At 71.9% G+C, this 22,176-nt stretch carries 23 protein-coding genes and 1 pseudogene; 17 read left to right on the top strand and 7 right to left on the bottom strand.

Annotated features, from left to right (window positions below):
* Positions 1-76 precede the first annotated feature (76 nt).
* The 4 genes from AB0I52_RS18630 to AB0I52_RS18645 all read left to right on the top strand — a co-directional run bounded on the left by AB0I52_RS18630 (position 77) and on the right by AB0I52_RS18645 (position 2,051).
* The gene (locus AB0I52_RS18630) at positions 77-184 is read left to right on the top strand and encodes a putative leader peptide (RefSeq protein ID WP_353962123.1); all 108 of its coding nucleotides are present in this window, start codon (positions 77-79) and stop codon (positions 182-184) included.
* 153 nt (positions 185-337) lie between these two features.
* A complete protein-coding gene (locus AB0I52_RS18635) occupies positions 338-1,183 on the top strand; it encodes a sulfurtransferase (RefSeq protein WP_363073847.1) in 846 nt (281 codons plus the stop codon).
* 113 nt (positions 1,184-1,296) lie between these two features.
* Entirely contained in the window at positions 1,297-1,584 is a 288-nt protein-coding gene (locus AB0I52_RS18640) for a DUF1416 domain-containing protein (protein ID WP_018490348.1), read from the top strand.
* Between the two features lie 167 nt (positions 1,585-1,751).
* The gene (locus AB0I52_RS18645) at positions 1,752-2,051 is read left to right on the top strand and encodes a DUF3099 domain-containing protein (protein WP_363073849.1); all 300 of its coding nucleotides are present in this window, start codon (positions 1,752-1,754) and stop codon (positions 2,049-2,051) included.
* 13 nt (positions 2,052-2,064) lie between these two features.
* On the opposite strand, the gene AB0I52_RS18650 is transcribed toward AB0I52_RS18645, so the two are convergent.
* A complete protein-coding gene (locus tag AB0I52_RS18650; protein ID WP_123460672.1) occupies positions 2,065-2,427 on the bottom strand; it encodes a DsrE family protein in 363 nt (120 codons plus the stop codon).
* Between the two features lie 305 nt (positions 2,428-2,732).
* On the opposite strand from AB0I52_RS18650, the gene AB0I52_RS18655 reads away from it, so the two are divergent.
* The 3 genes from AB0I52_RS18655 to AB0I52_RS18665 all read left to right on the top strand — a co-directional run bounded on the left by AB0I52_RS18655 (position 2,733) and on the right by AB0I52_RS18665 (position 4,843).
* Positions 2,733-3,305, top strand: a complete 573-nt coding sequence (locus tag AB0I52_RS18655; protein WP_363073851.1) for an FABP family protein — start codon at positions 2,733-2,735, stop codon at positions 3,303-3,305.
* 76 nt (positions 3,306-3,381) lie between these two features.
* Positions 3,382-3,828 carry a Fur family transcriptional regulator gene (locus tag AB0I52_RS18660; protein WP_363073853.1) on the top strand — a complete coding sequence of 149 codons (447 nt, stop codon included), beginning with the start codon at positions 3,382-3,384 and terminating at the stop codon, positions 3,826-3,828.
* Positions 3,829-3,874: 46 nt separating this feature from the next.
* A complete protein-coding gene (locus AB0I52_RS18665; RefSeq protein WP_363073855.1) occupies positions 3,875-4,843 on the top strand; it encodes a glycine cleavage T C-terminal barrel domain-containing protein in 969 nt (322 codons plus the stop codon).
* A gap of 30 nt (positions 4,844-4,873) precedes the next feature.
* On the opposite strand, the gene dtd is transcribed toward AB0I52_RS18665, so the two are convergent.
* The gene (gene dtd, locus AB0I52_RS18670) at positions 4,874-5,323 is read right to left on the bottom strand and encodes a D-aminoacyl-tRNA deacylase (RefSeq protein WP_363073857.1); all 450 of its coding nucleotides are present in this window, start codon (positions 5,321-5,323) and stop codon (positions 4,874-4,876) included.
* A gap of 116 nt (positions 5,324-5,439) precedes the next feature.
* Here dtd and AB0I52_RS18675 point away from each other — a divergent pair, with 116 nt between their 5' ends.
* The 3 genes from AB0I52_RS18675 to AB0I52_RS18685 all read left to right on the top strand — a co-directional run bounded on the left by AB0I52_RS18675 (position 5,440) and on the right by AB0I52_RS18685 (position 8,458).
* The gene (locus AB0I52_RS18675) at positions 5,440-6,063 is read left to right on the top strand and encodes an ABC transporter substrate-binding protein (protein WP_363073859.1); all 624 of its coding nucleotides are present in this window, start codon (positions 5,440-5,442) and stop codon (positions 6,061-6,063) included.
* 49 nt (positions 6,064-6,112) lie between these two features.
* Complete coding sequence (locus tag AB0I52_RS18680; RefSeq protein ID WP_363073861.1) at positions 6,113-7,108, top strand: asparaginase; 996 nt, start codon at positions 6,113-6,115, stop codon at positions 7,106-7,108.
* 96 nt (positions 7,109-7,204) lie between these two features.
* Complete coding sequence (locus AB0I52_RS18685) at positions 7,205-8,458, top strand: GNAT family N-acetyltransferase (RefSeq protein ID WP_363073862.1); 1,254 nt, start codon at positions 7,205-7,207, stop codon at positions 8,456-8,458.
* Between the two features lie 36 nt (positions 8,459-8,494).
* On the opposite strand, the gene AB0I52_RS18690 is transcribed toward AB0I52_RS18685, so the two are convergent.
* Positions 8,495-9,229, bottom strand: coding sequence for an ABC transporter permease (locus AB0I52_RS18690; protein WP_363073935.1), 735 nt, complete (start codon positions 9,227-9,229; stop codon positions 8,495-8,497).
* A 70-nt stretch (positions 9,230-9,299) separates the two neighbouring features.
* On the bottom strand, positions 9,300-10,271 hold the full coding sequence (locus tag AB0I52_RS18695) for an ATP-binding cassette domain-containing protein (protein WP_363073864.1): 972 nt from the start codon (positions 10,269-10,271) through the stop codon (positions 9,300-9,302).
* 104 nt (positions 10,272-10,375) lie between these two features.
* Between AB0I52_RS18695 and AB0I52_RS18700 the strand changes: the two genes are divergently transcribed.
* Together AB0I52_RS18700 and AB0I52_RS18705 are read left to right on the top strand one after the other, a co-directional pair.
* Positions 10,376-11,146 carry a TetR/AcrR family transcriptional regulator C-terminal domain-containing protein gene (locus AB0I52_RS18700; RefSeq protein ID WP_363073866.1) on the top strand — a complete coding sequence of 257 codons (771 nt, stop codon included), beginning with the start codon at positions 10,376-10,378 and terminating at the stop codon, positions 11,144-11,146.
* 17 nt (positions 11,147-11,163) lie between these two features.
* Positions 11,164-11,838: a TetR family transcriptional regulator gene (locus AB0I52_RS18705; protein WP_363073937.1), complete on the top strand. Its 675-nt coding sequence runs from the start codon at positions 11,164-11,166 to the stop codon at positions 11,836-11,838.
* 169 nt (positions 11,839-12,007) lie between these two features.
* On the opposite strand, the gene AB0I52_RS18710 is transcribed toward AB0I52_RS18705, so the two are convergent.
* Positions 12,008-12,421, bottom strand: a complete 414-nt coding sequence (locus AB0I52_RS18710; protein ID WP_363073868.1) for a peptidase inhibitor family I36 protein — start codon at positions 12,419-12,421, stop codon at positions 12,008-12,010.
* Between the two features lie 297 nt (positions 12,422-12,718).
* On the opposite strand from AB0I52_RS18710, the gene AB0I52_RS18715 reads away from it, so the two are divergent.
* A complete protein-coding gene (locus AB0I52_RS18715; RefSeq protein WP_363073870.1) occupies positions 12,719-16,591 on the top strand; it encodes a hypothetical protein in 3,873 nt (1,290 codons plus the stop codon).
* Positions 16,592-16,660: 69 nt separating this feature from the next.
* Here AB0I52_RS18715 and AB0I52_RS18720 read toward each other — a convergent pair whose 3' ends face one another.
* The gene (locus AB0I52_RS18720; RefSeq protein WP_363073939.1) at positions 16,661-17,119 is read right to left on the bottom strand and encodes a DUF2199 domain-containing protein; all 459 of its coding nucleotides are present in this window, start codon (positions 17,117-17,119) and stop codon (positions 16,661-16,663) included.
* Between the two features lie 537 nt (positions 17,120-17,656).
* Between AB0I52_RS18720 and AB0I52_RS18725 the strand changes: the two genes are divergently transcribed.
* The 4 genes and pseudogenes from AB0I52_RS18725 to AB0I52_RS18740 all read left to right on the top strand — a co-directional run bounded on the left by AB0I52_RS18725 (position 17,657) and on the right by AB0I52_RS18740 (position 21,215).
* Positions 17,657-18,775 carry a DUF4037 domain-containing protein gene (locus AB0I52_RS18725; RefSeq protein WP_363073872.1) on the top strand — a complete coding sequence of 373 codons (1,119 nt, stop codon included), beginning with the start codon at positions 17,657-17,659 and terminating at the stop codon, positions 18,773-18,775.
* 138 nt (positions 18,776-18,913) lie between these two features.
* The gene (locus AB0I52_RS18730) at positions 18,914-19,741 is read left to right on the top strand and encodes an alpha/beta hydrolase (RefSeq protein WP_363073874.1); all 828 of its coding nucleotides are present in this window, start codon (positions 18,914-18,916) and stop codon (positions 19,739-19,741) included.
* A gap of 63 nt (positions 19,742-19,804) precedes the next feature.
* A pseudogene (locus tag AB0I52_RS18735) lies at positions 19,805-20,129 on the top strand (chlorophyllase); the annotation flags it as partial.
* A 126-nt stretch (positions 20,130-20,255) separates the two neighbouring features.
* Positions 20,256-21,215 carry a nitronate monooxygenase gene (locus tag AB0I52_RS18740; protein ID WP_363073876.1) on the top strand — a complete coding sequence of 320 codons (960 nt, stop codon included), beginning with the start codon at positions 20,256-20,258 and terminating at the stop codon, positions 21,213-21,215.
* Positions 21,216-21,333: 118 nt separating this feature from the next.
* On the opposite strand, the gene AB0I52_RS18745 is transcribed toward AB0I52_RS18740, so the two are convergent.
* Positions 21,334-22,047 (bottom strand): N-acyl homoserine lactonase family protein, encoded by a 714-nt coding sequence (locus AB0I52_RS18745; protein ID WP_363073878.1) that lies wholly within the window; start codon positions 22,045-22,047, stop codon positions 21,334-21,336.
* Positions 22,048-22,176: the final 129 nt, after the last annotated feature.

The following is a 22,176-nucleotide window of genomic DNA, read 5'->3' on the forward strand; positions in this document are numbered from 1 at the left end:
CGCATGGTGGACGATCGTGTCTCAATATGCGACACAACGGTGACATGTCCGCCCGTACATCCCTACGATCGGTCCCATGCAGTGCTCTATTAGCGGTCTCCCACAGCGGGGACGGGCGGATCTCACGAAGCGGCGGGCAGTGGACCTGTGCCGCGTCGCCGCCATGCTCTGTCGCACTGTCTGAGCGGGATCCGTCGATTTCCCGCATTCCCGGCCCTTCGACCGTTCGTCGGGGCCATCCCGATGCCTCTGTGCACGCGCCGGACCGGCTCCCGTACATCCGCATCCCGCACCAACTCGCACCATCTCGCCGCAGACTGCCCCGGAGGAGAACACAATGAGCCGCAGTGACGTCCTGGTAGACGCCGACTGGGTCGAGGCCCACATCGACGACCCGAAGGTTGTCATCGTCGAGGTCGACGAGGACACCTCCGCGTACGAGAAGAACCACATCAAGAACGCGGTCCGGATCGACTGGACCAAGGACCTCCAGGACCCGGTCCGCCGCGACTTCATCGACCAGGCGGGCTTCGAGAAGCTGCTGTCCGGCAAGGGCATCGGCAACGACACCACCGTCGTCCTGTACGGCGGCAACAACAACTGGTTCGCGTCCTACGCGTTCTGGTACTTCAAGCTCTACGGTCACCAGGACGTCCGCCTGCTCGACGGCGGCCGCAAGAAGTGGGAGCTCGACTCCCGCGACCTGGTGGACGGCGACCAGATCCCGTCCCGCCCGGCCACCCAGTACAAGGCCAAGCCGCAGGACGAGTCGATCCGCGCCTACCGCGACGACGTCGTCGCCGCGATCGGCAACGAGAACATCGTCGACGTGCGCTCGCCCGACGAGTTCAGCGGCAAGCTGCTCGCCCCGGCCCACCTCCCGCAGGAGCAGTCGCAGCGTCCCGGCCACGTGCCGAGCTCGCGCAACATCCCGTGGTCGAAGAACGCCAACGACGACGGCACCTTCAAGTCGGACGACGAGCTCAAGGCCCTCTACGAGGACGAGCAGGTCGACCTGGCGAAGGACACCATCGCTCTCTGCCGCATCGGTGAGCGTTCGGCCCTGACCTGGTTCGTGCTGCACGAGCTGCTCGGCGTCGACAACGTCAAGAACTACGACGGCTCGTGGACCGAGTACGGCTCCCTCGTGGGTGTGCCGATCGAGCTGGGCGCCAACAAGTAGTTCTTCGCGCGCATCGGTGAGTCCCCGGAGAAATCGCGGGACTTGCCGACCGGCCCGCACCGGACCGGCACGAACCAGACCGGCATGACCCCCGATCAGAAGGACAGAACACCATGTGTGGAGCAAAGGCCGGCGGCCCCGACGCTTCGACGATCAAGCCCGGTGAGACCACCATCCAGGGCAGCGTGACCCGCGACGGCGAGCCCGTCACCGGCTACGTCCGCCTGCTGGACTCGACCGGTGAGTTCACCGCCGAGGTCCCGACCTCGGCCACCGGACAGTTCCGCTTCTACGCGGCCGAGGGCACCTGGACGCTGCGCGCCCTCGTCCCGGGCGGCAGCGCCGACCGCACGGTCGTGGCACAGACGGGCGGCCTCTCCGAGGTGGCCATCGCCGTCTAGGAGAGGTACCGGCTGCCGCCGCTCCGCGGCTGCCGAACCGGCCTGAGGGCCGTACCCCAGGGGGTTGGACGCCCACTGAACCGGGGTACGGCCCTTCGCGCCGTCCGGGCGTCGTCCCGTCCGCTCCAGGATCGGCTGAGCAGGCGGATCAGGCCTACGCTGGTCCTATGTACGCCCGACGCCGTCGCGCATATTTCCTGATGATGGGCGGATGTCTCGCCCTCTTCGTCTCGGCCTGGGCCTTCGTGAGGCTCTGGTCGGTTCCGGCCGCCATCATCATGTGTGTGATCGCCATGGTCATCCCGCCCGTCGCGGCGATCGTGGCCAACCGGAAGGGCCCGGAGGACCGCTGGTGGGACGATCCGCCCCCGGGCCCCAGGGGCGGGGCGGGCAAAGTGAACCCCACGGGCGACCCGGAGTCCGACGAGTGGTGGGACGAACTCGACGGGAAGAAGCGCCGCCGGTGACGGACCGGATCCGTCAGTAGACGAGGGCCTGGACGCCGTCGGCCATGATCTCGCTGACGAAGACCTGGGCGCCGGCGATCCGTACGCCCTCCAGGACGTCCTGCTCGGTGATGTCGCGGCGGGCCGCGCACTGGGTGCAGAGCGTGATGAGGCCGCCCGCCTGGATCGACTCGATCAGATCCGGCAGCGGCGCCGAATGCGGCAGTTCGAACTCGGCGGCCCGACCCGGCAGCGCGAACCAGGCGGATTCCCCGGTCAGCCAGAGCGAGACCTCCACGCCACTGGCGACGGCGACCGCCGCCACCGTGAACGCCTGCGAGCAGCGCTCGGCGGAGTCGGCACCTGCGGTCACCTTGATCACGAGCTTCTTCGGCATGTGCCGAACTCTAATCCTCGGGCGGGCCGCCCCGCGGAGCCGGCCGCCCCGAGGCAAACCCCGAACCGGCGGGCCGGGCCCCCACCCATTAGGCTGGGCCCCGGCCCGTACTGCTGCCATATCGCTCGTTCAAGGAGCTCCCGTGCTTGAGGCATTCTTCACCACCCTGCTGGTCCTGGTCTGTGTCGGCACCCTCGCCTTCGTCGGCCTGACCGTGAAGAAGCTGTACGAGGGTCAGCGCTGACCTCCCGGCTCCACGCGCGCCCCTCCCCGTCCCCCCGCCTCACAGATCGTCTGAGCCGCTCATGATCGAGATTCCGTCCGACCTCCACCCGGACCTCGTCCCGCTGGCCTTCCTCCTGGGCAACTGGGTGGGCGCGGGTGTGTCCGACTTCCCCGGTGCCGAGAAGTGCAACTTCGGCCAGGAGGTCTCCTTCAGCCACGACGGCCGGGACTTCCTGGAGTACGTCTCGCACTCCTGGGTGCTCGACGCCGAGGGCGAGAAGGTCCGGCCGCTGGAGTCCGAGTCCGGCTACTGGCGCATCGACAAGGACCGCAAGGTCGAGGTCGTGATGGTCCGGGACCAGGGCGTCATCGAGATCTGGTACGGCGAGCTGGCCCACAGGAAGCCGCAGATCGACCTGGTCACCGACGCGGTGGCCCGGACCGCGGCCTCCGGCCCGTACAACGGTGGCAAGCGGCTCTACGGCTATGTGAAGAGCGACCTGATGTGGGTCGGCGAGAAGTCCACGCCCGAGGTGGAGCTGCGGCCGTACATGTCGGCACACCTGAAGAAGGTCGTCACCCCCGAAGAGGTCGCCGCGATGGCGAAGAGCCTCGGTGACCTGCCGGACGACGGGATCGCGTTCTTCAAGTAGCCGGTGGGCGGTCACCCCGTCCCGCGGACTCCGCACTCCGCTGGGTGCGGCAGCCGCGCCCGCCTACACTGGGCCTGTGGTGAGCACCGACTGGAAGACCGATCTTCGGCAGCGCGGCTACCGGCTGACGCCGCAGCGGCAGCTTGTCCTGGAAGCCGTCGACACGCTGGAACACGCGACGCCCGACGACATCCTCTCCGAGGTGCGCAGGACCGCGTCCGGTGTGAACATCTCGACCGTCTACCGGACCCTGGAGCTCCTGGAGGAGCTGGGGCTGGTCAGCCATGCCCATCTGGGCCACGGAGCCCCGACGTACCACCTGGCCGACCGCCATCACCACATCCATCTGGTCTGCCGGGACTGCACGAACGTCATCGAGGCCGATGTCGGCGTCGTCGCCGAGTTCACCGAGAAGCTGCGCGGCACCTTCGGGTTCGAGACGGACATGAAGCACTTCGCGATCTTCGGCCGCTGCGCGGACTGCGCGGCGAAGGCGGCGGAGCGGTCCGCGAAGCCGGCCTGAGAGGTCGCCCGACCGTCTCCGCGGGCCCGAGTCGTACGCTGGTCGCATGAAGAGCCCCCTGCTGTCCCTGCCCGGCGCCGTCCCCGCCGAGGGCTGCGACGAAGGCGTCGCCGCGCACTACGGCGACCTGTTCCGCGAGCAGCGTGCCCTCGCCGACGGCTCCGGCCTCGTCGACCTCTCGCACCGCGGCGTCGTCACCGTCACCGGGAGCGACCGGCTGGCCTGGCTGCACCTCCTGATCACCCAGCACGTCACCGACCTGGCACCGGGTGAGGCCACCGAGTCCCTGATCCTCACCGCGAACGGGCACATCGAGCACGCCATGTACCTCGTCGACGACGGCGAGACCGTGTGGATGCACGTCGAGCCGGACACCCAGGGCGAGCTGATCGGCTACCTGGAGTCGATGAAGTTCTTCTACCGGGTCGAGGTCGCCGACCGCACCGAGGACTTCGCGGTCGTGTACCTGCCGGCCGGTTCCATCGCTCCGGCGCCGGAGGGAGTCGCGGTACGGGAGATGCCGTACGGCCGTGACCTGTTCCTGCCGCGCGCCGAACTCGAGGCGTACGCGGCGGAGAACGGCCCGGCCGCCGGGGTCCTGGCCTACGAGGCGCTGCGCGTCGAGGGCCACCGTCCGCGCCTCGGCTTCGAGACCGACCACCGCACCATCCCGCACGAGCTGGGCTGGATCGGCACCGCCGTCCACCTCCAGAAGGGCTGCTACCGGGGCCAGGAGACCGTGGCCCGGGTGCAGAACCTGGGCAAGCCGCCCCGCCGCCTGGTCTTCCTGCACCTGGACGGCAGCGAGGTGCTGCTCCCCGGGCACGGCACCCCGGTCCGGCTCGCGGCGGACGGGCCCGAGGGCCGTCAGCTCGGCTTCATCACCAGCTCCGCCCGCCACCACGAGCTGGGGCCGATCGCCCTGGCCCTGGTGAAGCGGAACGTGGCGGTGGACGCGGAGCTGCTGGCGGGGGAGAACACGGCGGCGGCCCAGGAGACGGTCGTCGAGCCGTAGACCCTGCCCTGCCGCCCTCCGGCCGCCGGATCAGACCTCGATGATGACGGTGAACGGGCCGTGGTTCGTGAGCGAGACCCGCATGTCCGCCCCGAACCGGCCCGTCTCCACCCGCGCCCCCAGCGCCCGCAGCCGCGCGACCACCTCGTCGACCAGCGGCTCGGCACTCTCGCCGGGCGCGGCGGCGTTCCAGGTGGGCCGGCGGCCCTTCCGGGCGTCCCCGTAGAGAGTGAACTGCGAAATCACCAGAAGCGGTGCATTCACATCGGAGCAGGACTTCTCGCCCTCCAGGATGCGGACCGACCAGAGCTTGCGGGCGAGCTGCGCCGCCTTCTCGGGGGTGTCCTCATGAGTGACTCCGACCAGCACACACAGGCCCTCGCCGATGATTTCGCCGACCACGGCGGGGCCGCCGCCCTCGCCGTCGGCGTCGGCCACCGTGACGCTCGCGCCGTCCACCCTCTGTACCACTGCACGCATACAGACCAACCTATCTTGGGCTGAACGGGTACAGAGCATCTCCACCGGCACCCTCGGAGTGGCACGATGCTCGGAGGCGGTGCGCCGACGCACCGGTCGAGGGGATGGACACAAGCATGAGCACCCATGGAACCGGGCAGTCCCCGGGCACCGTGCCGGTCACGCGTGCCGGCGTCAACAGCAGTGCGGGTACGGGTACGAGCACCATGCGCCCACCCGTGCAGCGGACCGGACAGGGCTCCGACGAAGGTCCGGCCGCGCCCCCGCCCGAACTGGGCGCCCTGCGGCTGCCGGAGCTGCGCACCCTGCGCCGCGACTCGCAGCGCGACGAGGCCGACCTCAGCTATGTGCGGCGGCTGGTCCAGGGCCGCATCGACATCCTGCGGGCCGAGCTGGCCCGGCGGCGGGACCCCGAGTCGCCGGTGGTGGACCGGCTCTCGGAGATCCTCGCCGACGCCCCGTCGCTGCACCGCTCCTCCGCCCGGCACGTGACGCTGAGCACCCCGCGCAGCGACGAGTACCGGCAGCTGGCCGCCGAGACGCTCGCCGAGGTCGAACTCTCCGACCTCGACGCCCGTACGGACGAAGAGCTGCACACCGCGATGGGCCGCCTGGTCCGCTACGAGCAGCAGGTCTCCCGGCGCCGTCACCGGCTCCAGCGCACCGCGGACGGCTGCAGTGCGGAGATCGCCCGCAGGTACCGTGACGGGGAAGCACAAGTAGACGACCTGCTCGCCTGAGGCAACCCCTCCGGGGGCGGGTCCCGCAGCCCGTCCCCGGAAGGCCACCATGACCTCCAGCGCAGCCCCGTCCGCCCCGTCCGGCGCCATATCCGGCCCGGCACCCGCCCCGCCGGTGCTGGCCGAGGTCGTACGGTCCGGTTTCGTCGAGGGCCACCATCGCGGATCACTGGTGGTCCTGGCCGCCGACGGCAGCGTCGAGCTGGCCATCGGCGATCCGGCGGCACCGGTCTTCCCCCGGTCGTCCAACAAGCCGATGCAGGCCGCGGCCGTGCTGCGGGCCGGGCTCGAACTGTCCGGGGAGCGGCTGGCGCTGGCCGCCGCGAGCCACGCCGGCGAGGGCTTCCACCTCGATCTCGTACGCAAGATGCTCACCGAGCACGGACTGTCGACCGACGATCTGCAGACCCCGCCCGACCTTCCGCTGGACCCGGCCGAGGCGGAGGCGTATCTCGCCGCGGGCCACGTCCGGGAGCGGATCACCATGAACTGCTCGGGCAAGCACGCGGCGATGCTCGCGGTGTGCGTGCGCAACGGCTGGGACCCGGCCACGTACCTCGACCCGGCGCACCCGCTCCAGCGGCTGGTCCACCAGGTGGTCGAGGAGGCGGCGGGCGAACCGGTCGCCGCGGTCGGCACGGACGGCTGCGGGGCGCCGCTGATGGCGATCTCCCTGGTGGGCCTCGCGCGGGCGTTCCGTACGTTCGTCACGGCGGCACCGGACACGGCGGAGCGCCGGGTGGCGGACGCGATGCGCGCCCACCCCGAGTACGTGGCGGGCACCCGCCGCCCCGACACCTGGCTGATGCGCGAGGTGCCGGGCACGCTGTCCAAGATGGGCGCGGAGGCGGTACAAGCGGTGGCGCTCGCGGACGGCAGGGCCCTGGCCTTCAAGGTCGACGACGGCTCGGGCCGTGCGCTCGGCCCCGTCCTGGCCCGTGCGCTGGGGCTGCTCGGGGTGGACGCCCCGGTGGTGTCGCGGATCGGCCGGGCGCCGCTGCTGGGCGGCGCCGCGGAGGTGGGGGAGATCCGGGCGGCGTTCTGACGCCGGTGCACGGGGCCGGGTTCCGGCCCGAACGCCGGTCCCGTACACCAGGAAAAGCGGGCGACATCCCGCACCGCCGTGTCTAGCGTGGAGCGCATGAACAGCCTTGAGGCCCGTCCCGTCACCGAGTCCGAGTTCGCCGACTGGCTGCGTGCCTTGAACACCGGCTTCCTGCGCCCGCCGACCCCCTCGGACGAGGAGGTGGCCGGACGGCTGCCGCACATGGATCCGGCCCGCGTCCAGGGGGTGTTCGACGCCGGCCGGTGCGTGGCGACGTTCCGTTCGTTCGCGCAGGAGCTGACCGTCGTCGGCGGGGCGACGGTGCCGGCCGACGCGATCACCAACGTCACCGTGACCCCCACCCACCGCCGTCGCGGGCTGCTCACCCGGCTGATGGCGAACGACCTGGCGGCGGCCAAGGAGCGCGGCGACGTGGCCGCCACGCTGATCGCCGCCGAGTACCCGATCTACGGGCGCTACGGCTTCGGTCCCGCGGCCTGGACCACCGAGTGGGAGATCGACATACCCCGGGCGGGGCTCGACCCCCGGCTGTCCGGGACGTCGCCCGCGGACGGCGGCCGGATCGACCTGGTGGACGGCGCGGAGGTGCGCAAGCTGGGGCCGGCCCTCCACGACCGGCTGCGGGCCCGGCAGCACGGGGTGGTGAGCCGCGGCGACCGCTGGTGGGACCTGACGACCGGCAACGCGCTCTTCCCGAACGACCACTGGACCGAGCCGTTCCACGCCGTCCACCGTGACGCCGAGGGCACCGTGGACGGTCTCCTCGTCTACCGCGCCGACGACCACTGGGGCGACGCCAAGCAGCCGCTGAACCGGGCGACGGTGCGCAGCATGATCGCGACGACCCCGGCGGCGGAGCGGGCGCTGTGGCACTTCCTCTGCTCGGTCGACTGGGTCACCACGGTCCGTACCGGCAACCGCGCCCCCGACGACCTGCTCCCGCTGCTCCTCCCGGACCCGCGCGCGGCCCGCGTGGTGACGCAGGCGGACTTCCTGTGGGTGCGCGTCCTGGACGTCGTACGCGCGCTGGAGGCCCGCACCTATGCGGTCCCCGGCTCCCTGGTCCTGGACATCCACGACGCCACCGGCCTCACCGCCGGCCGTTTCCACCTGGACGCGTCCCCGGCCGGCGCCACCTGCGCCCCGACGACGCGCAGCGCGGATCTGGCCCTGGACGTCAGGGAGTTGGGGACGCTCTACCTGGGCGACGAGTCGGCCCTGCGGCTGGCGGCCCTGGACCGCGTAGAGGAGCTGACCCCGGGCGCGGCGGCGCTGGCGGACGTGGTGTTCCGGGCGGGGCGGCGGGCCTGGTGCCCGGACGTGTTCTGACCGGACAGGTTCCGGCAGGAGTGCCCGGTTCCGTCGTCACCGGGTCCGCACCCTGAACAGCGCGCCCGACAGCGCCATCGCTGTCAGCAGGATGCCGCCGGCCCAGGTCAGCGCGATCCAGGGGGAGTTGCCCACCGGCTGGTCCAGCAGGAGACCGCGCAGGGACTCGATGGCCGGGGTGATGGGCTGGTGGTCGGCGAAGCCGTGGAGCCAGCTGGGCATGGAGTCGACCGGGACGAAGGCGCTGCTCGGGTAGGGCAGGAACGACATCAGGAAGGTGAATCCCCCGGCCGCCTCCGGGGTCTTGGCGAGCAGGCCGATCGCCGCCGACAGCCAGGACAGCGCGACGATGTACGCGACCAGGACGGCGAGGGCGAGGAGCCAGCCGGTGGCGGTGGCGGTGGGGCGGAAGCCGATCAGGAGGGCGACGCCCAGTACCAGGGCGGTGGAGACCAGGTTGCGGGCCGTGCTCGCGGCGACGTGGCCGGCGAGGATCGGCGTACCGCCGATGTCGAGGGTGCGGAAGCGGTCGATGATGCCGCTCTTCATGTCCTCGCTGACGGCCACCGCGGTGGTGGCGGAGCCGAAGCCGGCGCACAGGAGCAGGACGCCGGGGACGACGTAGGTGACGTACGCGGTGTGCGCGACCCCGGTGTCGATCGCGCCGCCGAAGAAGTAGACGAAGATCAGCATCAGCATGATCGGCAGCATCAGCGAGGTGACGAGGGCGTCGGTGTTGCGCCTGCTGATGCGCAGCGAACGGGCGGCCATCGTGCCGGCGTGGAGGAGCGGGGCGCGGATCCCGGACAGGGGCCGGGCCGGGGCGGTGGTGGCGAGCGTTTCAGACATGGGCGGCCGGTGTCCGCGTCGTCGCGGTCAGGGCCAGGAAGACGTCGTCGAGCGTGGTGGTGTGCAGGGTGAACCGCTCGACCGCCGTGCCGTCCGGGTCGATCTCGTCGAGCAGCGCCCGGACCCGGGCCGCCGAGCCGTCCGTCGGCAGCCCGAGGGTGAGGGTCGCGGGGGCGTGGTGGACGGCGCGGTGGGTGAGCCGGAGGTAGCTCGCGTGGTCGGCCATGACCAGGTCCAGGCGGTGTCCCCCGACGCGTGACTTCAGCGCGTCCGCGGTGCCCTCGGCGACCTTGCGGCCCCGGTCGAGGACGGCGATGCGGTCGGCGAGCCGGTCGGCCTCCTCCAGGTACTGGGTGGTGAGCAGGACCGTGGCGCCGTCGGTGGCCAGGCCGCGGACCACCTGCCAGAGCTCCTGCCGGCTGCGGGGGTCGAGACCGGTCGTCGGCTCGTCCAGGAAGAAGACCTCCGGCCGCGGGCTGCCGACCAGTCCGGCCGCCAGGTCGAGCCTGCGCCGCATGCCGCCGGAGTACGTGCGGACGGTGCGGCGGGCCGCTTCGGTGAGGCCGAAGCGTTCGAGGAGTTCGGCGGCGCGGTGGCGGGCGTCGGCCCGGGAGCGGCCGGCCAGCCGGCCCATCATGCGCAGGTTCTCCTCGCCGGTCTGCGTCTCGTCGACGGCGGCGTACTGCCCGGTGAGGCTGATGGCGCGGCGCACCCGGCTCCGGTCGGCCACGACGTCGTACCCGGCGACGCGGGCCGTGCCGCTGTCGGCGGTGGTGAGCGTGGCCAGGATGCGGACGGCGGTGGTCTTGCCCGCGCCGTTGGGGCCGAGCAGGGCGAAGACGGTGGAGCGGTCGACCCGGAGGTCCACGCCGTCCAGGACGGGCGGCGCTGCCGCTGCGTACGACTTGGTCAGGCCGTGGGCCTCGATCATGGCGGCCGGGGGCATGGGTGTGCCTCGTGGCATGGGTGCACCGCTTTCTGCGCATGGGGTCTTCTGCGTATTGGTTACGCGTTACTGTGTAAGGGTTACGCATAACTAGGATGGCCGTCAAGGGAAGGTGGGTTCAGGTGACGGAAGAGAACGGTTCGCCGGGCGGTACGGGCCTGCCGGTCAGCATCGAGGCCGCCTGGGGGCTGCGGGCGCGCCCGGTGAAGGGACCCAAGCCGGGGCTCACCCTGGAGCGCATCGTGGACGCCGCGGTGGCGGTGGCGGCGTCCGAAGGGCTCGGCGGGGTGTCCATGGGCCGGGTCGCCAAGGACCTCGGCGCCTCGACGATGTCGCTCTACCGGTACGTGGGCGCCAAGGACGAGCTCTACGTACTCATGCAGGAGGCGGCCATGGGCCCGCCGCCCCCGCTGCCCGCCCTGGAGGAGGGGGCCGGCTGGCGGGAGGCGCTCGCGCAGTGGGCCTGGGCGCAGCGCCGGGTCTTCCACCGCAACCTGTGGATGCTCCGCATCCCGATCTCCGGACCGCCGGCGAGCCCGCACTCCGTCGCCTGGTGGGAACAGGGCCTCCAGGCCCTCGAAGGCAGCGGTCTCGGGCCGGGCGACGCGGTCTCCGTCATCCTTCTGGTCAGTGGTTTCGTACGGAACGAGGCGCTGCTCATGGGCGATCTGGACGCGGCCGTCGAGGCGCGCGGCGTATCGGCGCAAGAGGTGATGGAGGGTTACGCCCGCACCCTGGACCGGCTGGTCGACCCCGAGCGCCATCCCGCGCTCTCCCGGCTGGTGGCGTCCGGCGTGATCCTGGGCCCGGAGGAGCCCGGCCACGAGTTCCGCTTCGGCCTCGAACGGGTGCTGGACGGCATCGAGGTGCTGGTCCGGGAGCGGCGTCGGTGAGTCCGGCCGTACGCTTCATGGTCATGAGCGGAGAGAAGCCCGGGTCCGGCGCGGCGGCGGACGAGGACGCGCCCCGTGGGCCGAACGCGCCCATGAGCCTGCGCGAGCGGAAGAAGCAGCTGACGTACCAGGCCGTCTCCGACGCCGCGATCGCGATGTTCCTGGAGCGCGGCTTCGACAAGGTCTCGGTGGCGGAGGTCGCGGCCGCCGCGGACATCTCCAAGCCGACGCTGTTCCGGTACTTCCCGTCCAAGGAGGACCTGGTCCTGCACCGGTTCGCCGATCACGAGGACGAGCCCGCCCGGACGGTCGCCGCCCGCGCGGACGGCGAATCCCCGCTGGACGCGCTGCGGCGCAACTTCCTGGACGGCCTGGAGCGGCGCGACCCGGTCACCGGCCTCTGCGACGTGCCCGAGGTGCTGGCGTTCCACCGGCTGCTCTACGGCACGCCGTCCCTGGTGGCCAGGCTCTACGCGTACCAGGGCCGCTCCGAGGCCGCTCTCGCCCGTGCCCTGGGCGACCGGGTGCCCGATCGGCTGGCCGCGGGCCAGATCATCGCGGTCCTGCGCATCCTCGCCCTGGACAACTGGCGGCGGATCAGCGCGGGACAGAGCGCGGACCAGGTGTACGGGGACGCGGTCGAGGCGGCGGAGCTGGGGTTCGCACAGCTGCGGTCGGGGCTGGGGCGGTAGGCCGCGGACCGCCCCAGCAGGTGTTCTGCGGCCGGGATGTGGTCGGGTACCCGGATCGTCATCCCACTCGGGTACCCGACCACTGCGCGGGTCTCAGCGACGCGGCCCTCTCACGTCGGCCCCGTCGCGAGGGGTACGAAGGCGTCGCTCCCCGGCGCGAGTGTGCGGATCAGCAGCTGGTGGCCCACTTGTGAGACCTGAGGTGCGACCCGGTGTTGCCCTTGGCGCCCTGGTGGACGCAGCCGTTGTAGCCCTTGTAGTCGGCACCCTTGTAGAACTTCACGTGCCGGTAGGAGCCATCCCCTCCCGTACCGCGGTTCCAGACCGACAGGACGTTCTTCGACCCGGACCAACTGCACTGGACGGTGCCGCCGCGCCAGTCGAGGTCGTCTCCGTCCCAAGCGCATACCGACCCGGTGCCGTTGGCGCCCGAGTAGACGCAGATGTCCCCGACGGCGCAGCCGCCCCACGCCGCCGTGGTGCCCGCGGGCGTGGCCGCCACTGCTCCGGATCCGGTGCTCAGCGCGCTTCCCAGTGCCAGCGTGGCTCCGAGCGCGGCAAGGGTCAAACGATGACGTCCCATGTGGTGTTGTCTCCTTCGGCTGGGGAGCCGCCGACAGCCGGCAGCTCCGTGCGCGACCGAGGTCGCGGGCTTCCCTGGCCCGCACGGTCCTTCTCGGGCCGTGCGGGGGAGACCGCCGCGTCAGGTGCGGCCGTCTCGGGATGACCTCAGCTTTCGCGGCCGGGCGATTGTCCGGCAGCCCCCTTTTGCCACTTCGGACAATCGCGGCGGCCCACGCGGGCGGGCGGTGTGCCGCCTTGTGGACGCCCGCCGAGGTTCGTAGCTTCGATGGGGCAGCCTGCGGATGAGGGGGAAGCCATGGGGCGTCGTGAGCGGCCGTTGGACATGGACGGGGGGCCTGTCGCCGAATTCGCCGGCGCCTTGCGGAAGCTGCGTGACAAGGCCGGAGGAATCACCTACCGGGCGATGGCGGGCAAGGGGCAGTACTCCGCCGCGACCCTCGCGCAGGCCGCTGCCGGAGTGCGATTACCGACGCTCCCGGTCGTCATCGCCTACGTCCGTGCCTGCGAGGGCGACTGCGAGGAGTGGGAGGAACGCTGGCAGCGGGCGGTACGTGAAGTGGGCGACGACAACGCGGCCTCGGAAGCGGGCAACTCCCCCTATCCGGGCCTGGCCCGCTTCGACGTCGAAGACCACGATCGGTTCTTCGGGCGGGACCACCTCGTCGACGAACTGGTCGACCTGTTCGTCCGAAGAGAGATGGTCGTGCTGGTCGGGCCGTCGGGCAGCGGCAAGTCCTCCTTGCTGCGGGCAGGACTGCTGCACCGCGTGCGGCAGGGCGCGACCCGTGGCCACCGGACATCCACGATCCGCATCCTCACACCCGGTCCGCGTCCTGCGCACACCCATGCCGGACTGCTCGATCCCACAGCCATGACCGAGGGCACGCTGCTCGTGGTGGACCAGTTCGAGGAGATCTTCACGCAGTGCTCGGACCCGGGCGAACGCGCACGCTTCGTTGAACTGCTGTGCTCCGCCCCCGGGGCCGGCCGCGGTGCACGAGTCGTGATCGCTGTCCGCGCCGACTTCTACGGTCACCTCACCCGGTATCGAGCACTCGCCGAGGCGGCCCGCAAGTCGACCCTGCTGGTGCCTCCCATGAGTGCGGAGGAGCTGCGCGAGGCGATCATCAAGCCCGCGGCACACGCCGGGCTCGTCGTGGAACGTGCGCTGACAGCGCGGCTCCTCAGCGAATCCGCCGACGAGGACGGCAGCCTCCCGTTGGTGTCCCACGCTCTGCTGGAGACCTGGCGACACCGCAGAGGGAGGGTACTGACCGAAGCCGCCTACGACGAGGCAGGCGGCATCCACGGCGCGATCGCCCGCACCGCGGAGGACCTCTACCGGCGCCTGTCACCCGACCGGGCCGACACGGCCCGGCGCATCCTGCTCCGCCTGGTCACCCCGGGCAAGGGCAGCCCGGACACCCGCCGGCCCGCCCCACGCGCCGAGATCACCGCGTTGGGTCCGGGCGGCACGCAGGACACCGAACTCGTCCTCGAACGCCTCGCCCGCGCTCGCCTCATCACCCTCGACGAGGACTGGGTCGATCTCGCTCACGAGGCCGTGCTCGCTGCCTGGCCCCGGCTCGGCTCATGGCTCGACGCGAGCCGCGACCGGGTCCGCGCCCAGCGCCGGCTCACGGAAGCGGCCGCCAACTGGCAGAGCCTTCAGTGCGACACCGGGGCTCTGTACCGGGGGCTGCGTCTGGACGAGGCTGCGGGGTACTTCGGCAGCCCGGAGCACAGCAGGGAACTGACCGATGGGGAACGACAGTTCCTCAAGGCCAGTCTCACCGCCCGGCGCCGGCGGCACCACCGCCGCCGGGCCGGGATCACCGTCCTGTCCGCTCTCCTTGCGCTGAGCCTCCTCGCCGGCCTGGCTGCCTGGCAGCAGAACCGGATCAGCGAGCAACGCCGCCGCGAGGCCGAGGCCCGCCGCCTCGTCGGTACCGCCGCCGGCCTTCGTCTGTCCGACCCACAGACCGCCATGCGCCTGAGCCTGGCCGCCTGGCAGGTTGCCGACCTGCCCGAGACGCGATCGGCGCTGCTGAGCGCCATGGTGCAGAAGCAGCAGGACGTCTTCACCGACCCGGACAGCAGTGCCGCGTCCATGCGCCACCTCACCCCTGACGGCCGCACGCTCGTCAGCGTGGGCGCGGACCGGGTGGCCCGCTGGGACGTCGACAGCCACCGGCGCATCGACGTGCGTCCCGGGCTCGGCCGGGACTTCGACGAAGCGGGCTTCATCCGCGCGGACGCCCGGTGGCTGCCGGTATTCGGCGGTGAAGCGGTCCCGGTGCACGGCCGTCGGACGGTCTCACTGCGTGACCTCACCACCGGACACACGGACAGAAGCACGGCGCTGTCCGCCTACGACGGAGCGGAGATGACGCCGAGCGGCCGCAGCCTTGCCGTCTACGACTCCGACGCGGCCGGCTACTCGGTCAGCCTGGTCGACGCGGAAACCCGGCGCGTACTCCTGCGGATCGAGGTTCCCGGAGGCGGCGGCACGGATACCGGGATGCTGGAAAGGATCCCCTGGGCCCGGCAGACGGCGCTGAGGCAGCAGTTGGAGATGGAGCATCGGCCCTTCACTCTCATGGGCGGACACTCCGTCATCCCTGATGGGCTCGTTCCCGATGCGACGGTCAGCTCCGATGACCGTTACCTGGCGCTGTGCACGGAAGGCGAGCGACTACAGCTGTGGGACGTCGGCAAAAAGCGCCGCATCTCCGCTGCGTGGCTTCCCGAAGTCACTCTTGAGCAGTGCGTTCACGAACACATCGTCTTCAGTCCGGACAGCGCATACCTCGGGGTGATCACCGACAGAGGGTTTCGCGCCTGGCACATCGCCTCGGGCCGGGAGCTGCCGCCGGTGGAACAAAGCGGGCTGAAGACCGCGGTGCTGAGCGAGGACGGCTCCTACCTGGCAGCCTCGGACGGCACGGAGATCCTCGTGTGGCGACTGGCCAACCCGGACTTCCCGTCGGTACGACACCAGTTGTCCGGCGAGACCGTCAAAGACCTCCGTCTCGATGCCGCGTCGCACACACTCCGCTACCTCGGCGGCCCCGAAGGATCTTGGGGGCCCCTCGTGCACACCCTCGACCTGGGGCCGATGTTCACCGCCCCATGGGGCCGCGCGCCCGCGCCGGCCCAGTACAGCCGCTCGGGCGACAAGCTCGCTGTCGCCCGGCCGGACCCGGACGGCCGGCACGTCCGCGTGCGCATCCTCGACGGAAAGACCGGTGCGCTGCTCGCAACGCCACCGCGCGTGCCCTGTCCGCAGTACGAAAAAATCCAGCACTGCGTCGTCGCTCTCGCTTTCGACTCCACAGGACGGACCCTCGCCTACGGTGTGACAGAAGTCGAAGACCCGTCCGACCCGGGGCGAATCGCCCTCTACGACGTGCCCCGGCAGCGCACCACCGCCGTCCTGGCGGGCAGCGACCTCAGCGGGATCGAATGGCGGGACATCGTCTTCACCCCGGACGACCGGAAACTGGTCATCGCCGGCGAACCGGGCCCGTCGGCGGTCATCCGGATCTGGGACGTCGGAAAGAAGGCCGTCACCGCCACCATCCCCGATGCGGCCGGCCGGCCGGTACTGAGCCCCGACGGCGCCCTGCTCACCACGACGCAGGGCACGGCGTACCGACTGCCCTCCGGCACACCGCTCCCTCCGTCGCGGACTCCGGGCAGGGCCACGGCCCTGGCCTTCAGCCCTGACGGGAAGTACCTGGCCGTCGGTGACGGCTCAGGCCGGGTCGGGCTCTGGGACGGCCGGATCACGCGGCGGCTCGGCGAACTCGCCGACCCGGACACGTCCACCTCCCAGTACGTGTCCGCCCTGGCCTTCACACCCGACAGCCGCACCCTGGCCGTCGCCGGAGACGAAGGGTCCGTGCAGCTCTGGGACTCCACCACCCACCAGCGCATCGGTATGCCCCTGCCGACCGCGGGTGACACCATCGGCAGCCTCGTCTTCGAGAGCGACCACGTGCTGCGGGCGGCGGGCAGCCACACGGCGGCCCACACCTACGAGCTGTCACCGCAGGCCGCGACCCGGGCGATCTGCCGCCGCACGGGAAGGCAGATCACTCCCCGCGAATGGCGCGCTTACCTTCCCGAAATCCCCTACGGACAGACCTGCCCGCGACGCGACTGACGCAGGCGCTGCTTGCCGGAGAGCCGGAGAGCCGGAGAGCCGGAGAGCCGGAGAGCCGGCGAATAGCCCTTAGGGGGTGTCCTCGGCGTGCTGCACCGCTTCGGCTATCTCCCGCACCCGGTCGAGCGTGATCCCGTTCCGCTGCTCCACGGCCAGCGGGTGGTCGGTCGGCTCCAGCTCGATGAGCGGGCGCCGGCCGATGGGGCGGGTGTGCGCGTTGGTCTTCAGGTTGGTCGTACGGGGGGAGTAGAGCCCCAGCTCGGTGGTCAGCCAGCCGAAGTACGGCTTCTCGGACTCCCGGCCCGGGGTCTCCCACACATCGAGGGTCCGGCCGAAGTTCTCCCGGCTCAGTGATACCCAGACGCCCCAGGAGAACGGCTCCTGGCTGCCCGCCACGGGTATCTCGATCAGACCCTTGATGAAGTAGTGCTCGTGTCTGACGATGCACTGGTCCGTCGAGAGCATGCTGTCCGGGTCGCTCTCCAGACTCGCGTCCCAGACGTCGGGCGCCATGGTCGAGTACCCCATGGGGAGTTCCGTATGGTGTCCGCCGCAGCGGGAGCAGGTGTAGCCGGGGTCGGGTGCCATGGGCGGGATCCTAGAGCGTCTGCCCGCGCGGGTGCCGCACGGGCCGTCAGCGGGGCCGCACGGGCGGTCACCGCCGGGCCCGCCGGACAGGCCCTGGCGGACATTCCCCGGCGCACGGCAGACGGCCGTCCGCCTGGTGACGGTGCCCGATGAGGGGCTACGGCCCGGCCTGCCGGCGGAACCGGACGGGGAGTAGCGCCGGGCCCGGCAGCCGAGGACCGTTTCCGCGCCGGGTGTTCACTGCGCGGCGGGGATCTCCAGCGCCGTTCCGTACAGCCGCGAGACGCGGGAGCCGGATGACCACGCGCCGGTCCGCGACCACTCGGGCCGGTCTGGCAGGGTAACAATTCGGTCTGTGGCGGATCGTCCGCAAGCGAACTTTCCCGGTGCGGTGCGGTGCGGTGCGGTGCGTTCCGGCGCGGCCGGTCCGGGACTATTTCGCTGGCCGAACCGGTTCCGCCCCCGCACAGTGGCCGTATGACCCACCCCGAAGCCGCCTTCCTGCCCGGTCTGGAGCTCTCCCGGATTCTGTACGAGGAGGGGGTGCGGCCGGTCCTGGACGCCGCCTTCCCCGGACTGCCGTACGCCGCCGCGCGGATCGGGCCGGGCTCCGAGGTGCTCGGCTTCGACACGGCCCGGTCGGCCGACCACGACTGGGGCCCGCGTCTGGACCTCTTTCTCGCGGCGGACGACGTGACGGCGCACGGCGAGGCGATCCGGCGGCTCCTGGCGGACCGGCTGCCGAAGGAGATCCGCGGCTGGCCCACCCACTTCCGCCCCGCCGATGACCCGCTCGACCCGGTCGGGCACATGGAGGCGACCGACGGGCCGGTCAGCCACCGCGTGGCCGCGCACGACCTCGGTGACTGGCTGACCCGGGAAGCCGGCTTCGACGCGTCGGCCGCCGAACCCGCCGTCCTGGACTGGCTCGCGATGCCGCAGCAGAGGCTCGCCGGGATCACCGGCGGCGCGGTGTTCCACGACGGCCCCGGCCTCCTCACCGCCGCGCGGCGGCGGCTGGCCCGGTATCCCGAACAGGTGTGGCGTTACCTGCTGGCGTGTCAGTGGCAGCGGATCTCCCAGGAGGAGGCCTTCGTGGGGCGCTGCGCCGAGGTCGGGGACGAACTCGGCTCGGCCGTGGTCGCGGCCCGGCTGGTGCGCGACCTCATGCGCCTCAGCCTGCTCCTGGAGCGGCGGTACGCGCCGTACGGCAAATGGCTGGGCAGCGCGTTCGCTCAACTGGACGCGGCCGAAGGGCTGTTGCCATCCCTGCGCGGCGCGCTGGCGGCCACGGACCTGTCGGAACGGGAACGGCACCTCTGTGCCGCGTACGAGGCGGTGGCGATCCGCCAGAACGCGAGCGGCCTCGTCGACCCGGTGGACCCGTCCCCGCGCCCGTACCACGGCAGGCCGTTCCTGGTCCTGCACGCGGAACGCTTCGCCCGCCCGCTGGCCGCCTCGGTCACGGACCCGGAGCTGCGCGGCCGTCCGCTGACCGGGGCCGTGGACCAGTGGGCGGACAGCGCGGACCTGTTGACGGGCGCGGGCGGGGACGCACTCCGGGCGGCGACGGAGGCGGCGACGGCCCACCGGTGACGCGGCGCCGCACGCCCTTCCAGCTGCTGCCGCCCTCACCGCCCGCGGCAGCAGCTGGAACCCCCCCCTCCGCATCCCGTGCCCACCGGGCGGCTCCGCTGCCGTACCGGCCTGTTCACGGCAGAAAGGAACCCTCCTGTGACCACTTTCCGCGCGTCCGACGGAACCCGGCTCGCCTACCGCGTCCACGGGGACGGCGACCCGCTCATCTGCGTCCCGGGAGGCCCCGCGGACTCCCGCTACCTGGGCGAACTCGGCGGCCTGTCCGATCACCGCCGCCTGATCGTCCCGGACCTGCGCGGCACCGGACGGTCCGCGGTCCCCGAGGACGCCTCGTCCTACCGCTGCGACCGCCTCGTCGACGACATCGAGGCCCTGCGCGAACACCTCGGCCTGCCCCGGCCGGACCTGCTCGCCCACTCGGCCGGTACGAACATCGCGACGCTGTACGCGGCCCGGTTCCCGCACCATGTGGGCAGGCTCGCCCTGATCACCCCGAGCACCCGGGCCGTCGGTATCGACATCACCGGGGAGGAGCGTCGCGAACTCGCGGCGCTCCGGAGGGGCGAGCCGTGGCACCCGGCCGCGTCCACCGCGCTGGACGCGATCACCCGGGGAGAGGGCGGCGACTGGGAGGCCGTGGCCCCCTTCTTCTACGGCCGGTGGGACGACGCGGCACGGGAGCACTCCGCGGCGAGCCGGCCGGAGAACCCGGAGGCCGTCGCCGGCTTCGGGGCCGAGGGCGCCTTCGACCCGGACGCCACCCGAGCGGCGATCGCCGGCTTCGGGTCCCCTGTCCTGCTGCTCGCCGGGGAGTTCGACCTGAACAGCACCCCTCGGTCGGCGGCCGGATTCGCCGCGCTGTTCCCCGGAGCGGCGCTCGTCGTGCAGCCGGGGGCGGGGCACTACCCGTGGCTGGACGACGCCGGCCGGTTCACCGCGGCGGTCGAGGCGTTCCTGGGGTGATCCGGGCGCGGCAGGCCCGGATCGCCCCGGCTGCCGAGTACCCGCCCCGGATCCGGGCGGGCGCCCGCGCTCGTGGTCGCGGGCGACAAGGACGCCTCCGCCCACCTGACCGTCCGCGGCCCGGACTGGCACGACGACCCGTACCACCTCTCCCCGGGCCCCAAGTCCCTGCTCACCCTGTTCGGTGCGGAGCACGGGCTCGGCGGGGTCTCCGGATACGACGTCGCCGAGACCACGGACGAGAACCCCGAGCGGGTCTCCGCCGGCCGGCGGCTCACCTCGGCCTACCTCCGTACGGAGCTCTGCCCCGGGGATTCCGCCCGGCAGGCGGCGCGGGAGGTGGCCGGCGGCCGGGGCGGAGCCGTTCGGGCGGGCCGAGTCCAAGTAGGCCGAAGAGGCGTCGTCTCCGGTCCGGCCTCGGGATGACGTGGTGGACGGGGATGCCCTGGGCAGACGGGGCTGACATGGCACGCGGGGATGACGTGGCACGCGGGCCGGGGTGATGCTTGCGGTCATGGAACTCTCGACGGCGTTCACGGAATTGCTCGGTGTGCGGTACCCGATCGTGCTGGCGCCGATGGGCGGATCGGCCGGGGGCGCGCCGGCGGCGGCCGTCTCCCGCGGCGGCGGACTCGGCATGCTGGGCGCCGGAATGGGGGACCGGGACTGGCTGGCCCGCGAACTGCCGGTCATGGCGGGCGTGCAGGAGCCCTGGGGCGTCGGGTTCCTGAGCTGGGCGGCTGATGCCGGTGCGGTCGGGCAGGCGCTGGAGTACGGGCCCCGGGCGGTGATGCTGTCCTTCGGGGACCCGGCCCCGTTCGTGGAACCCGTCCGTGCGGCCGGTTCGACGCTGATCATTCAGGTCACCGATCTGGAGGAGGCCCGGCAGGCCGTGGACCTGGGCGCCGACATCATCGTGGCGCAGGGCACCGAGAGCGGTGGGCACGGTGCCCGGCGCGGGCGGTCCACGCTTCCGTTCGTGCCGGTCGCGGTGGATCTGGCGGAGCACGTACCGGTGCTGGCGGCCGGTGGGATCGCTGACGGCCGCGGCGTGGCCGCCGCCCTGGCCCTGGGCGCTGCGGGAGCGGTCATCGGCACCCGGTTCCAGGCCACGGCGGAGGCGCTCGCCGACCCCTCGGTCACCGAGGCGCTCGTGCGGGGACGCGGGCAGGACACGGAGCGCAGCCGGGTTCTCGATATCGCGCGGGGGTCCCGGTGGCCGGCGAAGTACACGGCTCGCACCCTCGGCCACCCCTACCTCGACCGCTGGCGGGGCCGGGAGGCGGAACTCGCGGCGTCCGCCGGTGCCCGGCAGGACTATCAGGCCGATGTCGCCAGAGGCGATGTGCCGCCCCTGCCGGTATGGGCGGGCGAGGCCGTCGACCTCGTCACCGACATGCCGCCCGCGGCCGGTCTCGTCGCCACCCTGGCGGCTCAGGCGGTCGAGGCCCTGGCACGGGCGGGGCGGCGCTGACCGGGCCGGGACGGGGGAGCGGTCCGGGTGCGGGCCGCGTTACCCACCGACCTCGCGCACGTGTGATGTCGATGCCGTGACGGGCCGGCCGCTCCGGTCCGGGACGCGGAAGCGGGGCTCAGCGGCCTTCGGCCTGCGGCGGTTCCCAGACCGAGCAGTCGTGGGCGAAGAGCACCCGTCGCGGGTCGAAGTCGGCGAGTCGGTCCAGCCAGTGCTGATAGGGAGGAAGTGGCTGCTCCACGCCCTGAAGTGTCGCGTGGCGGGCCAGCTGCTCGGACGCGAAGTGGGAAGCGAAGTCGTGTGCCTGGCCGGCGAGGACCACTGTGCCGTCGCCCTGCCGGACGACCAGCGACTGGTGCCCCTGGGTGTGACCGGGCGTCGGAATGATCCGGATTCCCGGCCAGACCTCGGCTTCGCCCGCGATCTCCTCGTAGGTGGCGCCGGGAAAGTCGATGAGCTCATCGAACGTGTAGTCGCCCCGACGAGCGGTGGCCAGTTCGACGTCCTGGACCAGGACGGGCTTTCCGCTCAGGAGAGGGTTCCCGCCGCAGTGGTCGAAGTGCAGGTGGCAGTTCACGACCATGGAGATGTCGTCAAGGGCGACTCCGGACGCTGACAGGGCGTCCTGCAACGCTCGCCGGCGGGGCCGGTAGTGTGCTTCGGTCCCGGGGTCCGCGCTGCCGATCCCGGTGTCGAAGAGGATCAACCCCTTGTCGTGCCGCACCAGGTAGGCAAGGACGGGTTCGACCCGTGGCTGTGGGCCGCCCGTCTCCGATGCGGGCCGGATGAAGTACCCCAGATCGAGTCGGCGCACCACTGTATTCATCCCCATGCGGCCATCCTGCCAGCTCCCCGTATGACGTCCAGCCGGTCTGCCGACAGCGGAACGGGTCCCCGGTGTGCCAGGACACGGCGCAGGCCGCCGACGAGCAGTTCCCTCACGCGTGTCCGAGGCGCAGGG

Origin of the sequence: Streptomyces sp. NPDC050423 (genome assembly GCF_040655445.1) — a bacterium.
Lineage (GTDB): Bacteria > Actinomycetota > Actinomycetes > Streptomycetales > Streptomycetaceae > Streptomyces.

Coding starts and splice junctions, on each gene's coding strand:
- AB0I52_RS18720 (WP_363073939.1), bottom strand. CDS start 17,119: ATGGGGTACTCGACCATGGCGCCCGACGTCTGGGACGCGAGTCTGGAG.
- AB0I52_RS18710 (WP_363073868.1), bottom strand. CDS start 12,421: ATGGGACGTCATCGTTTGACCCTTGCCGCGCTCGGAGCCACGCTGGCA.
- AB0I52_RS18665 (WP_363073855.1), top strand. CDS start 3,875: ATGAAGAGCCCCCTGCTGTCCCTGCCCGGCGCCGTCCCCGCCGAGGGC.
- AB0I52_RS18655 (WP_363073851.1), top strand. CDS start 2,733: ATGATCGAGATTCCGTCCGACCTCCACCCGGACCTCGTCCCGCTGGCC.
- AB0I52_RS18690 (WP_363073935.1), bottom strand. CDS start 9,229: ATGGCCGCCCGTTCGCTGCGCATCAGCAGGCGCAACACCGACGCCCTC.
- AB0I52_RS18650 (WP_123460672.1), bottom strand. CDS start 2,427: ATGCCGAAGAAGCTCGTGATCAAGGTGACCGCAGGTGCCGACTCCGCC.
- AB0I52_RS18675 (WP_363073859.1), top strand. CDS start 5,440: ATGAGCACCCATGGAACCGGGCAGTCCCCGGGCACCGTGCCGGTCACG.
- AB0I52_RS18745 (WP_363073878.1), bottom strand. CDS start 22,047: ATGGGGATGAATACAGTGGTGCGCCGACTCGATCTGGGGTACTTCATC.
- AB0I52_RS18715 (WP_363073870.1), top strand. CDS start 12,719: ATGGGGCGTCGTGAGCGGCCGTTGGACATGGACGGGGGGCCTGTCGCC.
- AB0I52_RS18740 (WP_363073876.1), top strand. CDS start 20,256: ATGGAACTCTCGACGGCGTTCACGGAATTGCTCGGTGTGCGGTACCCG.
- AB0I52_RS18640 (WP_018490348.1), top strand. CDS start 1,297: ATGTGTGGAGCAAAGGCCGGCGGCCCCGACGCTTCGACGATCAAGCCC.
- AB0I52_RS18630 (WP_353962123.1), top strand. CDS start 77: ATGCAGTGCTCTATTAGCGGTCTCCCACAGCGGGGACGGGCGGATCTC.
- AB0I52_RS18635 (WP_363073847.1), top strand. CDS start 338: ATGAGCCGCAGTGACGTCCTGGTAGACGCCGACTGGGTCGAGGCCCAC.
- AB0I52_RS18705 (WP_363073937.1), top strand. CDS start 11,164: ATGGTCATGAGCGGAGAGAAGCCCGGGTCCGGCGCGGCGGCGGACGAG.
- AB0I52_RS18725 (WP_363073872.1), top strand. CDS start 17,657: ATGACCCACCCCGAAGCCGCCTTCCTGCCCGGTCTGGAGCTCTCCCGG.
- AB0I52_RS18695 (WP_363073864.1), bottom strand. CDS start 10,271: ATGCCACGAGGCACACCCATGCCCCCGGCCGCCATGATCGAGGCCCAC.
- AB0I52_RS18645 (WP_363073849.1), top strand. CDS start 1,752: ATGTACGCCCGACGCCGTCGCGCATATTTCCTGATGATGGGCGGATGT.
- dtd (WP_363073857.1), bottom strand. CDS start 5,323: ATGCGTGCAGTGGTACAGAGGGTGGACGGCGCGAGCGTCACGGTGGCC.
- AB0I52_RS18680 (WP_363073861.1), top strand. CDS start 6,113: ATGACCTCCAGCGCAGCCCCGTCCGCCCCGTCCGGCGCCATATCCGGC.
- AB0I52_RS18685 (WP_363073862.1), top strand. CDS start 7,205: ATGAACAGCCTTGAGGCCCGTCCCGTCACCGAGTCCGAGTTCGCCGAC.